Raw genomic sequence first — 17,824 nt, forward strand, 5'->3', positions numbered from 1 at the left:
CTTTCTTTTTGTGTTATTATCGATTTTGTGTGTGGGCTTGAATATAGCAGGCTCGTAAAAATAATATACATGCTGGTTGATTCCTGAAGTGGTGCCTATAGCTCGGGTGACTCGGTGAAAGAGAGATCAGCAGAAGAATATAACCATGGAGGTAGAAAAAATGAGCGTTATTTCAATGAAACAGTTATTAGAAGCAGGTGTACATTTCGGACACCAGACAAGAAGATGGAACCCTAAGATGAAGCCATACATCTACACAGAGCGTAATGGTATCTACATCATCGACCTTCAGAAGTCAGTAGGAATGGTTGACGATGCTTACAATGCAATCGGTGACTGCGTAGCAAATGGTGGAAAGATTCTTTTCGTTGGTACAAAGAAGCAGGCTCAGGACTCAATCAAGAGTGAAGCAGAGCGTTGCGGTATGTACTATGTAAACGAGAGATGGTTAGGCGGTATGCTTACAAACTTCAGCACAATCCAGACAAGAATCGCTACTCTTAAGAAGTACGAAGCTATGGAAGCTGACGGAACATTTGATGTTCTTCCTAAGAAGGAAGTTATCCAGATCAAGAAGGAGATGGAGAAGCTTCAGAAGAACCTTGGCGGTATCAAGGAAATGAAGGAAATTCCTGACATGATCTTCGTTGTAGATCCTAAGAAGGAAAGAATCTGTATCCAGGAAGCTCATTCACTTGGAATCAAGCTTGTAGGTATTGCTGATACGAACTGTGATCCGGAAGAATTAGATTATGTTATTCCTGGTAACGATGATGCTATCAGAGCTGTAAAGCTTATTGTTTCAAAGATGGCAGATGCAGTTATCGAAGCTCAGCAGGGCGCTGATGCAACAGATGCTGAAGAAGTTGCAGATGAGGATGCAGCAGTAGAAGAGTAATATTTTAGAATATAAATACTAGAATTTTGGAGGTTATTACGATGGCTATTACAGCAAGCATGGTAAAAGAGTTAAGAGAACTCACAGGTGCTGGTATGATGGATTGTAAGAAAGCACTTACAGAGACAAACGGTGATATGGATGCCGCTGTGGAAGTACTCAAAAAGAGTGGTGCAGCTAAGGCTGAGAAGAAAGCAGCAAGAATTGCAGCAGAAGGTATCGCTAAGGTTGCAATTGATGGTAATACAGCAGTAGTTGTTGAAGTTAACTCAGAGACAGACTTCGTTGCAAAGAATGCAATTTTCCAGGAGTTTGTACAGGCAGTTGCAGATAAGGCACTTACAGTAGATACAGAAAAGGCTGGAGATGGCGAAGACGTTGTTTCAATCCTTGATATGAAGGCTGATCTTGATGATAAGATTCTCAAGATTGGTGAGAAGATCTCCATCAGAAGATTTGAGAAGGTTACAGCAGATGTTGTTGCTTCTTATATCCATGGTGGCGGAAGAATCGGTGTTCTTGTAGCCGGTAACGGTGCTTCAGATGATGCAGCTAAGGAAGCACTTACAAACATTGCAATGCAGATCGCTGCTATGAACCCACAGTACATCTCAAGAGACGAGATCTCAGCAGATGAGCTTGCTAAGATGAAAGAGATCACAATTGACAGTGCATTAAATGATCCGTTCTCACTTCCAAAGCCGGTTCTTTCCAAGTTGATCGAGAAGGCTGTAGCCGGTGTATGGAGCGCAGAAGATGTAGCTATCTACGAAGAGAAGAAGTCAAACATGAATTTCTTACCGAACTTCCTTTCAAAGGAAGCTAAGGCTCAGTTAGCAGAGATCGCTTGTGCTGATAAGGAAGAGATCTCAGGCAACAAGATCTTCTCAGGACTTGTTGAAGGACGTATCTCTAAGCAGATGAAGGAAATCTGTCTTCTTGATCAGGTATATGTTAAGGCTGAAGATGGCAAGCAGACAGTTGCAGCATACCTGAAGTCTGTAAATCCTGCTCTTAAGATCGCTAAGTTCGTTCGCTTCGAAGTTGGTGAAGGTATGGAGAAGAAGAACGAAGACTTCGCAGCAGAAGTTGCTAAGCAGATGAATGTATAATTTTATTTGTTGAATGATAATAAAGTATTTCAAGCCCTTGAAAACATTATGTTTTCAAGGGCTGTTTTACAAATACGCGAAAAAGAAGCGGAGAAGATAACGATTATGAATGATACAGGGAATAAGCAGAAAATATTAAGATTACTGGAAATAACAGCCGGTGCATTTGGTCTGTTTGTTGCATTTGGTTGGTCTTTCTTTGATATGCTTGTTCGTTGCAAAGGAAAAAAACGACAGAAGAAAAAGAAATGGTTTCAACTGTCTCATATAAAGAAAAATCATCCAAGAGACAAATACGAAAAGGAATATGAAGAAGGAAAACTGTGGTGTGCTGAGCAGCAGATGAAGGATTGCTTTATCAGAAGCAGAGATGGACTGTATCTGCATGCTTATTATCTTCCGACAAAAGAAGCGAAACGTTTTGTTTTGTTAAGTCATGGATATAAAGGTAGTGGCTTTGGCGATTTTGCATATACAGCACGTTTCCTTCATGAGAATGCGTGTAATTTATTGTTTATTGATCAGAGATGCTGCGGTTTGAGCGAGGGTGAATATATTACATTTGGTGCAAAAGAGCAATGGGATGTACAGCAATGGAGTTATTATATTGCTGCAAGAAACAAAGAGAAGCTCCCAATCTATCTTTATGGAGAATCCATGGGGGCTGCGGCGGTGCTTATGGCTTCAGGACATAAGCTGCCGGAAGAAGTGAAAGGCTTGATTGCAGATTGTGGATTTTGTTCGATGAAGCGTCAGCTTCAGGATATCGCAGCTAACTGGTTCCATTTGGGCTGGGTAGAGCTGCTTTTGTTCCGTGTAGATCTGTTTTGCAGGATGTTTGGAAGATTTCGTATGAGTGATGCTGACACGATAGAAGCAATGAAGAAAAATAAACGTCCGGTTTTGTTTTTTCATGGGGAAGCAGATACCTATGTAGTTCCAGAGAATTCTGTATATAATTATGCATTATGCAGTGCTCCCAAAGAACTGGTCATTATACCGGAAGCACGGCATCTATGTGCGCCATATGCAGCTCCGGGGCTTTACCGACAAAAGATGCTTGATTTTTTTGAAAAATATGATAATTAAAATAGAATCACCGGAAGTAACAGGATCCCTCTTAAGCAGATAAGGTAAATGCCGAATCTGTTTAAGGGGGATTTTTATATTGGGATAATTCTGATCCATAGATTACTTTTAAAGTTTCGGTCAATTTCATGTAAAGTGTTTGTTAAGTTGTACAAGGGGTGGAATTCAAAAATGAAATGTGATAAGTTCACAAAGGAATAAAGAATACAGGAGGTTATCCATGATGATGAAACAATATCCCTTAACAGCAGCACAAAAAATGCATGATGACTGGATAAAAAAATATAAAACACAGCAGGTGTCCGGTGTCAGTGTTGTGGCATCTTTAAAAGCAGAACTAGATTTCGGACTTTTAAAAAAATGTATTCAGTTGGAATATGAGAGATATGGATGTATGCGTATTCGTTTTACGAAACGTGATAAAAATGGTGATGTGAAGCAATATCTTACTGAAAAAGAAACCCGTGACATTCCTTTAAAAGACTTATCAGGAATGCATATGGAAGAAGCAGACAATCTAATGCAGCAGTGGGCATATGAGACATTTGACGGAGATGATATTCCGCTTTGCGATATAGTGATGGTAAAACTGCCGGATGGATATAATGGTTTCTTCATCCATATGGATCATAGATTGATTGATTCCTGTGGACTGGTTGTGATGATCAATGATCTGATGCAGCTATATACGCATTATAAATTCAATACACCATATCCGCAGAAGTTAGCTGATTTTGAGGAAGTGCTGGTTAAAGATCTGAATCGTGCAAATAATGAAAAACGTTTTGCCAAAGATAAAAAGTTCTGGGATGATCAGCTGGATGCATGGGGGGAACCCCTTTATTCTGATATCCAGGGTTTAGATGTACTGGAAGCATCAAGAAAGTTACATAGGAATAAAACACTCAGGGCTGCCGATATAGAATTAGATCAGTTGTTTGTGGCAGTAAAGGATTATCAACTGGAGCCGGAGCCAACGAAAAACTTGATAGATTTTTGTATGAACCATCAGCTTTCAATGACAAATCTGTTGTTGCTTGGTATTCGTACATATCTGTCAAAGATGAATCATGGACAGGAAGATATTACGATAGAAAACTTCATTTCAAGACGGTCTACTCATGATGAATGGACCTCCGGTGGTAGTCGAACTATTATGTTTCCATGTAGAACTGTGATTTCGGCAGATACTGATTTCCTGTCGGCAGCATATGAGATCCAGAATATGCAGAATCGGATCTATATGCACAGTAACTATGATCCGGCGTTGATCAGAGAGGAGATGCAGAAACGATATCATACACCGAAGAATACAGCCTATGAAAGCTGTTACCTTACTTATCAGCCGATGCCGGTAAAATTGGATAATCCTCATCTGGTACAAATTCCACAGCATGCAAAATGGTTTGCAAATGGTGCAGCTACAAAGAAAATGTATCTGACAGTATCTCATACAGATAATGGAGGTATGAATTTTTCATATCATTACCAGACCGCACATTTGGCAGAACATGATATGGAATTGTTATATTACTATATGATGCGGATATTGTTTAAAGGAATCGCGGAACCTGATATGAGTATCGGAGAAATCATGGAACAGGTATAAAATAAAACATATAAAGGAGAAATTATTATGACACAGGAAATGCAATTTAAGAAAATCATAGCACAGTATTGTGATGTTAAGCCGGAGGAGATGACAAACGATATGAAGTTCAGAGAAGATCTGGGCTTTAGTTCGCTTGATTTTATGTCTTTCTTGGGAGAAATCGAAGACACATTTGACATTGAACTGGAGGAAGACGATGCACTGCATGTATTCACAATTGTAGAAGCACTTGATCTGTTAGAGCGATTACAGCAGGAAACTGTATAATCAGAGAATATAAGTATATGATCGCAGTAAGTATGTGCGGAGGTATAATAAGATATGTTGATTCGTGATATTTTGGAAGAAAGCGAAAAAAAGTTTTCAGAAATAAAGGCAGTAAAATGGTTGAAGAAAAAGGAGATCTGTGATAGAAGCTACCGGGAGCTGATGGAGAATGTCAAGTATGTCAGAAAAGGATTGTGTGAGGAAAGCTTTCAGGGAAAGCATATAGCATTGATCGGTAGTAGTTCTGTGGAATGGATAGAAGCTTATCTTGGAATTATAACAGGTCAGGCAGTAGCCGTTCCTCTTGATGCAGGACTTCCGGTAGAGGATTTGATAGATCTTCTGAATCGTTCAGATGCGGAAGCACTCTTTTTAAGTCCTAAAATTCAGACCTTGTCGGAACGGATACTGGAGGAATGTCCAAAACTGAAAAAAATCTGGATATTACAGGAAGAAAACATCGAAACAAATCAGAAAAAAGTTGCATCTGTAGCAGAATTAATGACGTCAGGTATAAACGGTACAGATGATTTTGCAGCACCGGATCCGGAAGATATTGCTACGATTATTTTCACCTCCGGAACTACAGGAAAAAGTAAAGGTGTTATGCTGACACAGAGAAATCTGGCAGAAAATGTAAAATCTGTTAATTATACTGCAGAGCCCGGAACCATAGTATTAAGTGTTTTACCGATTCATCATGCATTTTGCCTTGTTATGGATTGGCTCAAAGGTTTTTCCTTTGGAGCAACGGTATGTATTAATGATTCTCTGTTGCATATGGTAAAAAATATGGGCGTCTTTCATCCTGATATTATGCTGATGGTACCTTTGATGGTAGAAACAATCTACAAACGTCTTTCGGCAATGAACCCGTTGATCCCAAAGAAAATAGTTGCAGCCAAGGCATTTGGGGGAAAGCTGAAAACAATATTTACAGGTGGAGCACATCTGGATCCGTTTTATATTGAGAAATTTGCAGAATATGGTGTAAATATTTATGAGGGATATGGAATGTCGGAATGTTCGCCTGTTATCAGCAGCAATGTACCGGAAGATCATAAGACCGGTTCTATAGGACGACCGCTTTCCAATGTTGAAATTTCTTTTGAGGATGGCGAGATTCTGGTACGGGGCAGCAGCGTTATGAAGGGTTATTATCAGATGCCGGAAGAGACTGCAGAGACCTTAAAAGGTGGATGGCTGCATACGGGAGATAAAGGATATCTGGATAAAGACGGATTCTTATTTATCAATGGAAGAATAAAAAATCTGATCATTCTTTCAAACGGAGAAAATATATCACCGGAGGAAATAGAAAATAAACTTGCTCTTGGAAAACTGGTGGGAGAGGTGATTGTGACAGGAGAGAACAATGGCCTAATTGCAAGAATCTATCCGGATCAGGATGCTGTCTCGGCAAAACGGATGAACGAGGAAACAATCAGATCAGAGCTTCAGGCATTTATTGACAGTTATAATAATACGCAGCCGACCTATCGTCGGATTACGGGGTTGATTATTCGTAAATATCCATTTATCAAGAGTGCAACTAAGAAGATAAAAAGGCAGGAAGTTCTGATTGATGAAGCACTTTAAGACAGATAAGGAAGTATACCTGTGAGAAATGACTGTGTCAGTATCCCGGCAATGATTTCTTCGGAACTCTCAAAATTTTCTCTTGTCCATTTATGGAGAACACCCAAGGTACTGCCAATGCTGCATGCGATCATATAGGAGACCTCTTCCTTGGAGTGCATGGAAGGCGTTGTTTTCCGGGTGGCATCTGTTACATAACGATGGAACATAGTTAAAGCCTTTTCAAAGAATTCATCGCCTCTTGGACTCCGGAGAATATTTGCCAGAAACGGATTCGTTTTGGTATAATTACAAATTGTCAGAAAGAAAGATTTGCATATATCCTGATTGTTTTCAGGATGAAAGTCTTCCATGAGGGTGAAAATATCCTGGATAGTTTTATCTTCAACAGCAGTTATAAGAGCTGGAATATTTTCGTAGTGGTTATAGAATGTACTGCGAACAATTCCGGCTCTTTTTATGATGTCGGTCACGGTAATTTTTTCTATTCCTTTTTCTTTCAATACCAATAAAAATGCATCACAAATGGTATCTTCAATAAAGCAGTAGCGTTCATCGGATATTTCATGCAACATAGTGGTCTCCTTTCTGATGTGTATTTATTTTATCACAGTTTTTATACAACCGGGTAAAAATGTAATGAAAATAGCTCCTTTTTCTGTATTTATGTAAAAAAGTTTATAATATCTTTATTTCCCTTACGAAATATGGTAACATATGAAAGTAAATTCGAAAACAGAGGAAAAGCATATGAAGTACAGATGCGTGGTTTCAGATTTGGACAGAACGATTTTAAGACGGGATGGGATTTCCCATAGAACAAAGGAAGTTCTTGAAAAACTGGCAGACAGCCACGTTATTTTTATTCCGGCAAGTGGAAGATCTGTTTATTCCATTCCAGAATGCATCCGGGAGATTCGGGGTGTCCGGTATGCGATCACATCCAATGGGGCAGCAATCTATGATTTATCAGATGATCATTCAGTATATAATTTAAAATTACGACCGGAAGTACCGGAGCAGATATTTGATCTGGTTACGGATAAAGATGTATTCTTTGAATGTTTTATAGACGGTAGAGGATATACATCTGAGATATATTATGAGAATCCAATGAATTTTGGAGAGTCAGAGGATATCAGTGCTTATGTAAGAAGCACCAGAACGCCGGTGCCTGATATAAGGCAGTTTATTTTACAGCATAATACGGAGTTGGATTCGATCTCAATTGTAGGACCGACAGAGAAAAAATACCGTATCATGCATGAATTAACGCAAAATATCCATACTGTTTATGTAACATCCGGAGCGCCGCGATTGATTGAGATATCTGATCGTCATTCCGGCAAACATAATGGGTTAAAGGAAGTTTTACGATTCCTTGGAATATCAATGGAAGAAACAATTGCTTTCGGCGATGGAGATAATGACAGTGAGATGTTAGCAGAAGCCGGACTTGGAGTTGCGGTTTTAAATGCGACAGAGCGTTGCAAGGAAGCGGCGGATCTTGTGATCGGTGATTATCTGGATGACAGTGTAGCCGAATTTCTGGAAGAAACAGTGCGGTAACGGCACACAGAATTTTGATTATAAAGCATGGCATATATCTGTAGTGAGGGACAGGTAGACAACCAATGCTTTTAATAAGAATAAACAAAAGAAAGGAAGGGAAATATGGATAAATTTTTCCACATTTCAGAGCGCGGTTCTAATGTTCGTACAGAGATTATGGCCGGACTCACAACATTTTTTGCCATGGCATACATTGTCCTGGTAAACCCAAATCAGGTAGCAGCAGATGGTAAGGCTGGATGGCTTGTTGCAGAAGGCGCAAGCGCAGCAGAAGTAGGCAGGGTTTGGAATGCAGTATTTATCGCATCCGTTCTTGTGGCTGTTATCGGTACACTTCTTATGGCATTCCTTGCCAGAATGCCGTATGCACAGGCATGTGGTATGGGACTGAATTCATTCTTCTGTACCTCATTTGTATCCGGTGCATTCTTTGCAGGCTGCAGCGTGATTGAAGGTTATCAGTCAGGTCTTGTTATCATCCTGTTATCAGGTATCGTATTTCTGATCCTGTCTGTAACCGGACTTCGTAAGTACATTGCGACAGCCATGCCGGAATGTCTGAAGAAATCAATACCGGCCGGTATCGGTTTGTTCATCGCATTGGTTGGTTTAAAGGGTTCAGGTCTTGTACAGGCGAATAAGTATACACTGGTACAGATCTTTGATTTCCATGGAGCGATTTCAGGCGCAGAGACACCGGCAGCTGCATGGAAAGCAGTTATTCCACCGGTTGTAACTATCATCGGTATTATCCTGATCGCAGTTCTTGCAAAGTTAAATGTAAAGGGAAATATCGTAATCGGTATCATTGTTTCCACAGTTCTTTATTATGTATTTAATCTGGAGACACCATCTTTTGATGTATCCAGCATCGGTCAGTCTTTCAAAGACTTTGGCGAGATCGGTTTCCTTGGATGCTTCAAGGCGGATGCATGGAGAAATGCATTTGAAAGCCCATATGTTGGTGGCGTGTTCTCAGGTATCATGCTGATCGTTGCATTCTGTCTGGTAGATATGTTTGATACGATCGGAACCTTATATGGAACCGCATCACAGGCAAATATGTTAGATGAGAATGGTGACCCGATCAACTTAGATAAGAGTATGATGTGCGATTCTATCGGTACAGCAGCAGGTGCTATTCTTGGTACATCGACATGTACAACCTTCGTTGAGTCTGCATCCGGTATCGCAGCAGGTGGTAGAACAGGTCTTGCAAGTTTAGTTACAGCAGCCTGCTTCGCAGTATGTCTGTTCTTAAGCCCAATCGCAGGTGTGATCCCAACATGTGCAACAGCTCCGGCACTGATCTTTGTAGGTGTATTAATGGCTAAGAACTTTGCCAAGATCGATATGGATGATATGCGTTCAGCAGTTCCTGCGTTCCTTACCTTCCTTATGATCCCATTAACCTATTCTATCTCAAATGGTATCGGTGTAGGATCAATTTCATACGTTCTGATTACCTTATTCACAGGTAACTACAAGAAGAAAGATATTGTTGTAACGATCATCGCAGCGTTATTCGTTGTAAAGTTCATCTTTGTTACAATGTAAAAATATCATCATTTTATTAAAAGAAAATACCGGCAGCCACATTCCTTTTAAGTGGCTGCCGGTATTTTTATGCATAAAAAATATGCACCAGAGTGGAATCGAACCACCGCACACGGCTCCGGAGGCCGTTGCTCTATCCACTGAGCTACTGGTGCATGGCTTATATATAATACAATATTTCGCTGAAATAATCAAATATTTTCTTATATTTCTTCGCTGAATTATGAATACTTCCTGGATGAACTTGCAAAATACAGAACAGAATGGTAGAATTTTGTCGATATAAAATATGAAAAGGAGCATAGGAAAATTGAATCATAAAAAAAACAGTTTTCTTGGTGATACATATATAAAGACAAAAGAAGGAGAGATCGTGATCCGGGCTGGAATGAAGCTTGCGATCGGCTGGGTGATATTTGCATTATTGTGTTCCTGTTATGTGTACGCATTTTTTATCAGAAAACCCAAAATTGTGCCGGGAGAAAATAATACGGTTGAGCTGACGATTCCGGAGAATGCATCATATAAGAAAAGTGATGTTTCAGAGATCAATGATCTGGTTAGTAAGTATCTTACGGCAAAAGCAGCCTGTGATCAGGCAACGTTACAGTCACTGGTGACGGATCCAACCGAGTTTGATGATATGTCAGTATTGGAAAACTCTGCAAAATACCTAAAAGGTTTTGAAGATACGACCTGTTATCTGGCAGATGGTTATGCAGAAGGAGAATATGTTGTGGTTGAATTGTCCTATATGGACATTGCGGACGTAGAATCAAAGCCGCTTGATATCGTGACCTTCTATATTATAACAGACCAGGATGGTTCGTATAAGATCGCTAATGGGGAGCTGTCAAATGCACAGCTTTCTTATCTGAACAGCTTTAAGGCATCAAAGGATATTCAGGATATCTATGTTCATGTAAAAGAGAATACAGAATATCTTCTGGATACAGATAAAACATTCCGGGCATTTTATGATCTGATCAGCAAACCGGCTACAACAGAGAATACTGCAGCTACACCGGAAGATGCACAATAGGAAGGATATTTTAGCTGATTCTGCAAATGTGTGAACCAGTTAGCAGTAGGTTTGTAAGCAGATATCAAGACATAAAAAGTTCCATAAAAGAATTCTTTGGATATGACAGAATTCTGATACGGAACTTTTTTGTTTTATTATTTGCCTTATATAATATAGAAGTTACAGACGACCGTCCACAGACATACTAGATAGCATTTTCTTCATTTACAGGAGATACAATACCGATGTCGATTCCACGAGTTTGAACAGGAGTGGAGAATACGATCTGTGTTTCTGTATTTCCGAATCGCTGTAGCTGGCCAATGAAAGAATCCAGTTCCATTGTGCTTGGAAAACAAACCTTCATCAACATAGAGTAGGCACCGGTCACACAATTACATTCCAGTACATTGGGGCAGGCATCGATAAAGGGATAAAAGGTTGGTTTCTGTTTTGGATCGAGTGCCATGTGTATAAATGCGGTAATGTGATACCCCAGAGCTTCCGGGTTGATGCCTGCATGGTATCCGGTGATCACACCTGCCTTTTCCAGCCGGTCGATTCTTGCGGATACCGCAGGAGAGGAGAGAAATACTTTATTTGCCAGATACTTTAAAGGGGTTCTGGCATTGTGCTGTAATAAATGTAATATTTTCTTATCGATATTATCCATATATTCACGTCCTTTATAAAATGTTATAACTTCAGCTTCTAAATTTAAATACAAAAAAAGGTGCGTTTCCGTAGAAACACACCTTTGCGTTTGCCTTATTATACGTCGGAAAAAGAGAAAAAACAAGCCCCGAAATTGAAAAGTTGTAATTGTTTACTTTTAATGATCAGAATGGTATGATTAAAAAGATATGGTTATAAAGAAAACAGATAAAAAGAGCGGCAAAACAGTCGCAGCAGAGAGACAGAACAGGAAGGGTCATGATATGGCAGAAGGCATTCGAATTAATAAATATCTGAGCGAAGCTGGCATTTGTTCCAGACGTGCGGCAGATGAATATATATTAAAAGGCAGGATCACAATAAATGGGAAGCCTGCGGAAATGGGACAGAAGATAGAGGCAAATGACAGGGTAATGGTCGATGGAAAGCCTGTAAGAAAGCGTGAAGAGACAGTTATTCTTGCATACAATAAACCACTGGGACTGACCTGCACGGCAAGTCATGATGATCCGGATAACATCTTTGATCATATTAAGTATCCGATCCGATTGCAGTATGTAGGAAGATTAGATAAGGATTCACAGGGATTACTGCTTTTGACAAACGATGGAGACCTGTCAAACAGTATCCAGAAGTCAGTCAATAATCATGAGAAGGAATATCGTGTCCGTGTGAATAAGCCGATCACGGACGAATTTTTAACACAGATGGCGGCAGGTGTTCCGATTCTTGATACGGTGACAAAAAAATGTCGTCTGTATAAGATCGATAATTATTCCTTTAAGATCATAATTACACAGGGGCTGAATCGCCAGATCCGACGAATGTGCGAATATTTTGGATATAAGGTCGTAAATCTGAAACGGCTTCGAGTGATCAATATTCGTCTGGGGAATCTGAGACCGGGTGAGTACCGCCATTTGACAAAGGAAGAAGAAACAGAACTCAGACGTTTAGTGGAACGAAAAGAAGAAGTGAAAACAAAGCGGGAAGAAGCACAGCCGGATAATAAAAATGAACAGAATGTTGTTGGAAATAAGAGGTATGTCAGTTGGAAAAGAGAGACAGAATCAAAGAATTAGTTGAAAAACTGAATGAGGCATCAAAGAAATATTATCAGGAAGATACCGAGATCATGAGCAATCTGGAATATGATGCCTTGTATGATGAACTGGTAGAACTTGAAAAAGAGACAGGAATTGTAATGTCGAACAGTCCGACGGTTCATGTCGGATATGAGATTGTAAGTGAGCTTCCGAAAGAGGCTCATGAGCATCCAATGCTTTCTCTGGATAAGACCAAGAGTGTGGAAGCACTGGCAGCATGGCTTGGCAAACATCAGGGTGTGATCTCATGGAAGTTAGATGGTCTTACCGTTGTCCTTACCTATGAGAATGGCACGCTTGTAAAAGCAGTAACCAGAGGAAATGGCTTAGAGGGCGAGGTTATAACGAACAACGCAAGAGTATTTGCAAATATTCCGAAAGAGATTCCATATAAGGGTAAGCTGACGATCCGTGGAGAGGCAGTTATCAAGTATTCAGATTTTGAGAAGATAAATGAGCAGATCGCAGATGCAGATGCAAAATATAAAAACCCGAGAAACTTATGCAGCGGCTCTGTCAGACAGTTGAATAACCGCATTACAAAAGAGAGAAACGTACATTTCTTTGCCTTTAATCTGGTGGATGGAGAAGATGTGGACTTTAAGAATTCCTTTTCTTATGAATTAGACTGGCTGGAGCATCAGGGCTTTGATGTCGTAGAGCATTATTTGATCGATGCTGATAAGCTGCCGGAGTGTGTAGCAAAGTTTGCAGAACAGATTGAGCAGAACGATTTTCCTTCGGATGGTCTGGTACTGGTGTTAGAAGATCTTGCATATGGAAAGAGCCTCGGTAGAACAGCGAAGTTCCCAAGAGACAGTATGGCATTCAAATGGGCGGATGAACAGGCAGTGACCCATCTGCAGTATGTGGAGTGGAGCCCTTCCAGAACGGGACTTATCAATCCGGTTGCTGTATTTGATCCGGTGTCCCTTGAAGGAACAACAGTCAGCCGTGCAAGTATCCATAATGTCAGTATCCTTCGGTCGTTGCAGCTTGGGATCGGAGATGAGATCTCGGTCTATAAGGCAAATATGATCATTCCGCAGATTGCCGAAAATCATACCAGAAGTGGAAATGTACCGATTCCGGAATCCTGTCCTGCTTGTGGTGGTCTGACAAAGATCGTGACGGAGGGAGAGGGTGTAGATCAGGTAGAGACCCTTTATTGTACCAATGAATTCTGCCCTGCAAAGAAGTTAAAATCATTTGCTCATTTTGTATCCAGAAATGCTATGAATATTGACGGCCTATCAGAAGCCACGATAGACAAATTTATTGAACAGGGATATCTGGATCATCTGGATGATCTCTATCACCTGAATCGTCATGAAGAAGAGATCGTTGAGTTGGAAGGCTTTGGAGAGAAGTCTTATGCGAAGCTGATTCAGGCTGTTGATACATCCAGACACACAACGATGAACCGTTTTGTCTATGGCCTTGGAATTCCTGGGGTCGGAGATGCAACAGCGAAGCTGATCTGCAAACATTTTAAAAATAACCTGGATCAGATCATGCATGCGGATGTAGAAGCATATACAGAGATTGATGGAATTGGAACAGTGATCGCAGAGGAAATTGTAAGATATTTTAAAAATCCGTCGAATTGTGCTATTATAGATAGGTTGCTTCGTGAATTAGAGTTTGAAGCAGAGACTGAAACGGTACCACAGACGCTTGCAGGTATTACCTTTGTAATAACCGGAAGTCTGGTACAATTTGCAAACCGGGATGAGATGAAGCAGTATATCGAAGACCGGGGCGGAAAGGTAGCAGGTTCTGTATCTTCAAAGACCGGATATCTGGTCAATAACGATGAGACATCCACATCTTCGAAGAATAAAAAAGCACAGAGTCTGGGAATACCGATCATTTCAGAAGCGCAGTTTCTGGAACAGTTTTCCTGATAATATAGAAACAGAAAAATGGCAGTTGGAACAGAAAGGACTTGATAGAAAATGCCAATTAGAGTTGACGATGATTTACCGGTAAAGAAAATACTGGAGGATGAGAATATCTTTGTGATGGGTTCAGACAGAGCCATCCGTCAGGATATCCGTCCGCTTGATATATTGATATTGAACCTGATGCCTTTAAAGCAGGATGCAGAATTACAGCTTATGAGAAGTCTGTCAAATACGCCGCTTCAAGTGAATATTTCCCTGATCCGTACGATGACATATGAATCCAAGCATGCACCAAAAGGCCATCTGGAACGGTTCTACACCGATTTTTCCAGCATCAAAGATCGGAAATGGGATGGATTCATTATCACAGGAGCACCGATCGAGAAGATGGAATTTGAAGATGTAGAATACTGGGATGAATTAAAAGAAATCATGGACTGGTCGGAGAAAAATGTAACCTCCACGATCCATATCTGCTGGGGCGCACAGGCAGGTCTGTATTATCGGTATGGGGTGCAGAAGCATGAGCTGGATAAGAAATTATCAGGAATCTATATGCATCATACCTTCCACAGAAAGACACCGCTTGTTCGTGGGTTTGATGATATCTTTTATGTACCGCATTCCAGATATACAGGTGTCGATAAAGATGAGATCGTAAAAAATCCGCATCTGGAGATCGTAGCGGAGTCCGATGAGGCAGGTCCTTATCTGATCATTGGCGATGAAGGAAAGAATATATTCGTAACCGGACATCCGGAATATGATATTCTGACACTTGATAAAGAATATAAGCGTGATCTTGCAAAGGGACTGAATCCGGATATTCCGGTAAATTATTATCCGGACAACGATCCAAGCAAGACACCGATCAAATCTTGGCGCTGCCATGCTAATACATTATATGCCAATTGGCTGAATTATTACGTATACCAGATAACCCCATATTTATGGACAGAAAAGGCGGATAAAAAGAAAGATGAAACAGCAGAATAAACGATTAATACTTCTATGTATAGCAGCTTTGTTGATATTGTTTATGGGAGCCGGGAAAAATACCGGAAATGTGCAGGCTGCGGAATCAGTAAAGAAACAGGCATTATCACAGGACGAGAACACACATACATTTTCAAATGCCAGTGACGGTTCCTTCCAATATGATTATGCAGTAAAGTCAGATTACTATAAAGGTATGGGTGTAGATGAGAGCACCGGACTGAAATATGCACTTGTAAGCTATGATGAGAAGCTGTGGGCGGTTGTAGTAACTAAGAAAAGTGAGTTTAATGGTTCCTATGATACCAGCTCTTATACAGGCAAGATGTCATTGAAATTTAAGCCGGCAACGACAAAGACCGTGCTTCGGTTTTCAAAAAATAAAACCGGAAACACAGCTCTTGAAAAATGCTTTTACTATAGTGACGATTATTCCATTCTGACAACCGGTTTTTCAAAGGATATATATTACATTGACGGAACACCGGTAAAAGGAATCAAGAAGGTAGCAGGAACGTATTATTTCTTCCGGAAAGGAAAGCGGGTGGATGAAACCGGCTGGTATCCATATGGAAGATCACAGGTATATGTAAAGGATGGAAAGACAATATTCCGCTTTTCAGGAGATGCCTGTTATTCATTTACAAATGGCAAGAAACAGCGTGTAACGGATCGTTACATCAGCGTTAAAGGCACAGTGTACTGGTTTGATGCAGCGGGTGCACTGGCACAGGGAATGAAACAGGCCGGCGGAGAATATTATTATCTGCGGGATGGTGTAAGCCGTCGGAACTATTATAAAAAGGTTGATCGTTATGGCTATTATTTTGGCGAAGATGGCAAAGCAGTAAGAGATACATGGGTAAATGTAAAAAATGCCATGATGTATTTTAATGCAAATGCACGTAATACAAAGACCTATTATCTGGATGGATATAAGGACAGCGAGCGGATCGGAATGTATAAGATCTACAGTAAAAACAAATGGAATTTTGTAACAGATGGCATTTATAAGATCGATGGCTCATTTGTATATTTTAAAAATGGAAGACATTATACATCAACCAGATGGTACAGCTCAAATGATACGACCATGTATTATATCCGAAAGGGAGAAGTGCTCTATAAACGAAAACAGTCCGGAAACGGATATGTGCTGTATCAGGCAAATGGAGTCAGATGGAAGAAAGTTTCCAGTATGTGGGCGCCATATAATAAAGGAAAAACCTTTTACTATGATAAAAATGGAACAAGTCTGTACCGGTATTTTAATGCCAGCTATTCAAAGAGCAAATACAGGAACACAGTATGGATCTATGATGCAGGAAGTTCCGGATGGCAGCAGGTAACAGATAAATTATTAAATATTCATTCGGATTATTATTATATACCGGAAGATGGCGTGATAAAGGCAGAAGAGGGCTGGCAGACCATTGACAAAAAAACTGCAGTCTATACGGATGCTTCCGGAAAAGTATCAAAATACATATATTATGACAAGACCGGAAAATATTCCATATACAGAGAAGGACAGAAGCTGGATCAGATCGTTCCGGGGATTGTTACTGTCCAGATCAATGGCAAGACGGTATATTACCTGATGAATGAACAGGGACAGAGTGTATCTGGAAGTCAGTCCGTGGATGGATATCTATATGACTTTGATAAATATGGACGTGCATATAGCAGACGACTGGAAGGTTCTGTTTACTGGGATACGGATGCATGGATGAAGCGCGTGATCCTGGCATATCTGGGTAAGACAAATATATATTGCAATGTATTTGTCGATCAGGCATTTGCACTTGCTGGTGGAGATGATCCATCGCAGAAACTTGCGGTTCAGTATACAAGTCCGGAAAAAGGCGGTATCCTGTTAGATCGGATGTATACCGGAACGGAATGGGGCGGTGCCGGAACTGTGACCGGAAAAGTTGTTCTGTCAGATGGGAAAAGCTGGATGAAACAGGATTCGATTCAGTTGAATTCAGATATTGTAGATTTCTCATATGATGCATTAACTCCGGGAGACGTGATCGTATATTATAAAAACGGAGAGACAGAGGCAAGCCATGTTTCCCTGTTTCTTGGTAAGTTTAAAAATGCGGCAGCGGTTAAGAAATATCTGATCCGGATGGGTGTTTCCAAACAGTTGGCGGAAGCCTGTGTCAAGGACTGGGGCGCTTATTATGATAATGATGGAACTTACTGGTGTATTCACGGTGGAATGGGAAGCAGTAGTCAGGTCTATATCAGTAACAGTACTTATTGTATTCCGGCATCCGGCAATACATATACATATGGAAGAAAGATCATAAATGTGATCGACTGATAATACAAAAGCATTAGAATGCGGATATTGCATGGTTGTATGTAACTTACAACAGCAAATTGTCCGTATCTAATGCTT

Annotated in this window: 15 protein-coding genes and 1 tRNA gene; 13 read left to right on the forward strand and 3 right to left on the reverse strand. The window is 40.4% G+C overall.

The genetic code is table 11. The annotated features are described in order from the left end of the window. Positions 1-160 precede the first annotated feature (160 nt). From rpsB to DWW85_RS02690, 6 genes are all read left to right on the forward strand, one after another. The gene (gene rpsB, locus DWW85_RS02665) at positions 161-898 is read left to right on the forward strand and encodes a 30S ribosomal protein S2 (RefSeq protein WP_021944417.1); all 738 of its coding nucleotides are present in this window, start codon (positions 161-163) and stop codon (positions 896-898) included. Between the two features lie 41 nt (positions 899-939). Further along, positions 940-2,010, forward strand: coding sequence for a translation elongation factor Ts (gene tsf, locus DWW85_RS02670; protein WP_117807412.1), 1,071 nt, complete (start codon positions 940-942; stop codon positions 2,008-2,010). Positions 2,011-2,115: 105 nt separating this feature from the next. After that, positions 2,116-3,099, forward strand: a complete 984-nt coding sequence (locus DWW85_RS02675; protein WP_242995993.1) for an alpha/beta hydrolase — start codon at positions 2,116-2,118, stop codon at positions 3,097-3,099. A 220-nt stretch (positions 3,100-3,319) separates the two neighbouring features. Further along, on the forward strand, positions 3,320-4,708 hold the full coding sequence (locus DWW85_RS02680; protein ID WP_008402884.1) for a condensation domain-containing protein: 1,389 nt from the start codon (positions 3,320-3,322) through the stop codon (positions 4,706-4,708). A 27-nt stretch (positions 4,709-4,735) separates the two neighbouring features. After that, a complete protein-coding gene (locus DWW85_RS02685) occupies positions 4,736-4,978 on the forward strand; it encodes a phosphopantetheine-binding protein (protein WP_008402883.1) in 243 nt (80 codons plus the stop codon). A gap of 54 nt (positions 4,979-5,032) precedes the next feature. Continuing rightward, positions 5,033-6,577 carry an AMP-binding protein gene (locus DWW85_RS02690; RefSeq protein ID WP_117807414.1) on the forward strand — a complete coding sequence of 515 codons (1,545 nt, stop codon included), beginning with the start codon at positions 5,033-5,035 and terminating at the stop codon, positions 6,575-6,577. Here DWW85_RS02690 and DWW85_RS02695 read toward each other — a convergent pair. Beyond that, positions 6,574-7,152: a TetR/AcrR family transcriptional regulator gene (locus DWW85_RS02695; RefSeq protein WP_021944421.1), complete on the reverse strand. Its 579-nt coding sequence runs from the start codon at positions 7,150-7,152 to the stop codon at positions 6,574-6,576. The genes DWW85_RS02690 and DWW85_RS02695 overlap by 4 nt on opposite strands. 175 nt (positions 7,153-7,327) lie before the next feature. Here DWW85_RS02695 and DWW85_RS02700 point away from each other — a divergent pair, with 175 nt between their 5' ends. Both DWW85_RS02700 and DWW85_RS02705 read left to right on the forward strand, forming a co-directional pair. Then, positions 7,328-8,146, forward strand: a complete 819-nt coding sequence (locus DWW85_RS02700) for an HAD family hydrolase (RefSeq protein ID WP_173783376.1) — start codon at positions 7,328-7,330, stop codon at positions 8,144-8,146. Positions 8,147-8,251: 105 nt separating this feature from the next. Continuing rightward, a complete protein-coding gene (locus DWW85_RS02705; RefSeq protein WP_117807416.1) occupies positions 8,252-9,706 on the forward strand; it encodes an NCS2 family permease in 1,455 nt (484 codons plus the stop codon). A gap of 83 nt (positions 9,707-9,789) precedes the next feature. Here DWW85_RS02705 and DWW85_RS02710 read toward each other — a convergent pair. Beyond that, positions 9,790-9,861, reverse strand: a tRNA-Arg gene (locus DWW85_RS02710). Between the two features lie 155 nt (positions 9,862-10,016). Here DWW85_RS02710 and DWW85_RS02715 point away from each other — a divergent pair. Beyond that, the gene (locus DWW85_RS02715; RefSeq protein WP_021944424.1) at positions 10,017-10,748 is read left to right on the forward strand and encodes a hypothetical protein; all 732 of its coding nucleotides are present in this window, start codon (positions 10,017-10,019) and stop codon (positions 10,746-10,748) included. A 187-nt stretch (positions 10,749-10,935) separates the two neighbouring features. Here the strand turns inward: DWW85_RS02715 and DWW85_RS02720 are convergent, their stop codons facing one another. Beyond that, positions 10,936-11,403, reverse strand: coding sequence for an Lrp/AsnC family transcriptional regulator (locus tag DWW85_RS02720; protein WP_021944425.1), 468 nt, complete (start codon positions 11,401-11,403; stop codon positions 10,936-10,938). A 190-nt stretch (positions 11,404-11,593) separates the two neighbouring features. Here DWW85_RS02720 and DWW85_RS02725 point away from each other — a divergent pair, with 190 nt between their 5' ends. The 4 genes from DWW85_RS02725 to DWW85_RS02740 are packed head-to-tail and all read left to right on the forward strand — an operon-like array spanning position 11,594 to position 17,746. Continuing rightward, positions 11,594-12,487, forward strand: a complete 894-nt coding sequence (locus DWW85_RS02725) for a pseudouridine synthase (protein ID WP_021944426.1) — start codon at positions 11,594-11,596, stop codon at positions 12,485-12,487. Continuing rightward, positions 12,457-14,418: an NAD-dependent DNA ligase LigA gene (gene ligA, locus DWW85_RS02730; protein ID WP_117807417.1), complete on the forward strand. Its 1,962-nt coding sequence runs from the start codon at positions 12,457-12,459 to the stop codon at positions 14,416-14,418. The genes DWW85_RS02725 and ligA overlap by 31 nt, the downstream gene beginning before the upstream one ends. A 51-nt stretch (positions 14,419-14,469) precedes the next feature. Further along, on the forward strand, positions 14,470-15,414 hold the full coding sequence (gene metA, locus DWW85_RS02735) for a homoserine O-succinyltransferase (protein WP_117807418.1): 945 nt from the start codon (positions 14,470-14,472) through the stop codon (positions 15,412-15,414). After that, the gene (locus DWW85_RS02740) at positions 15,398-17,746 is read left to right on the forward strand and encodes a hypothetical protein (protein ID WP_117807419.1); all 2,349 of its coding nucleotides are present in this window, start codon (positions 15,398-15,400) and stop codon (positions 17,744-17,746) included. Before metA ends, DWW85_RS02740 begins: the two co-directional genes overlap by 17 nt. Positions 17,747-17,824 lie beyond the last annotated feature (78 nt).

It is taken from the genome of Clostridium sp. AF17-21AC (genome assembly GCF_003461365.1).
Lineage (GTDB): Bacteria > Bacillota > Clostridia > Lachnospirales > Lachnospiraceae > Coprococcus > Coprococcus ammoniilyticus.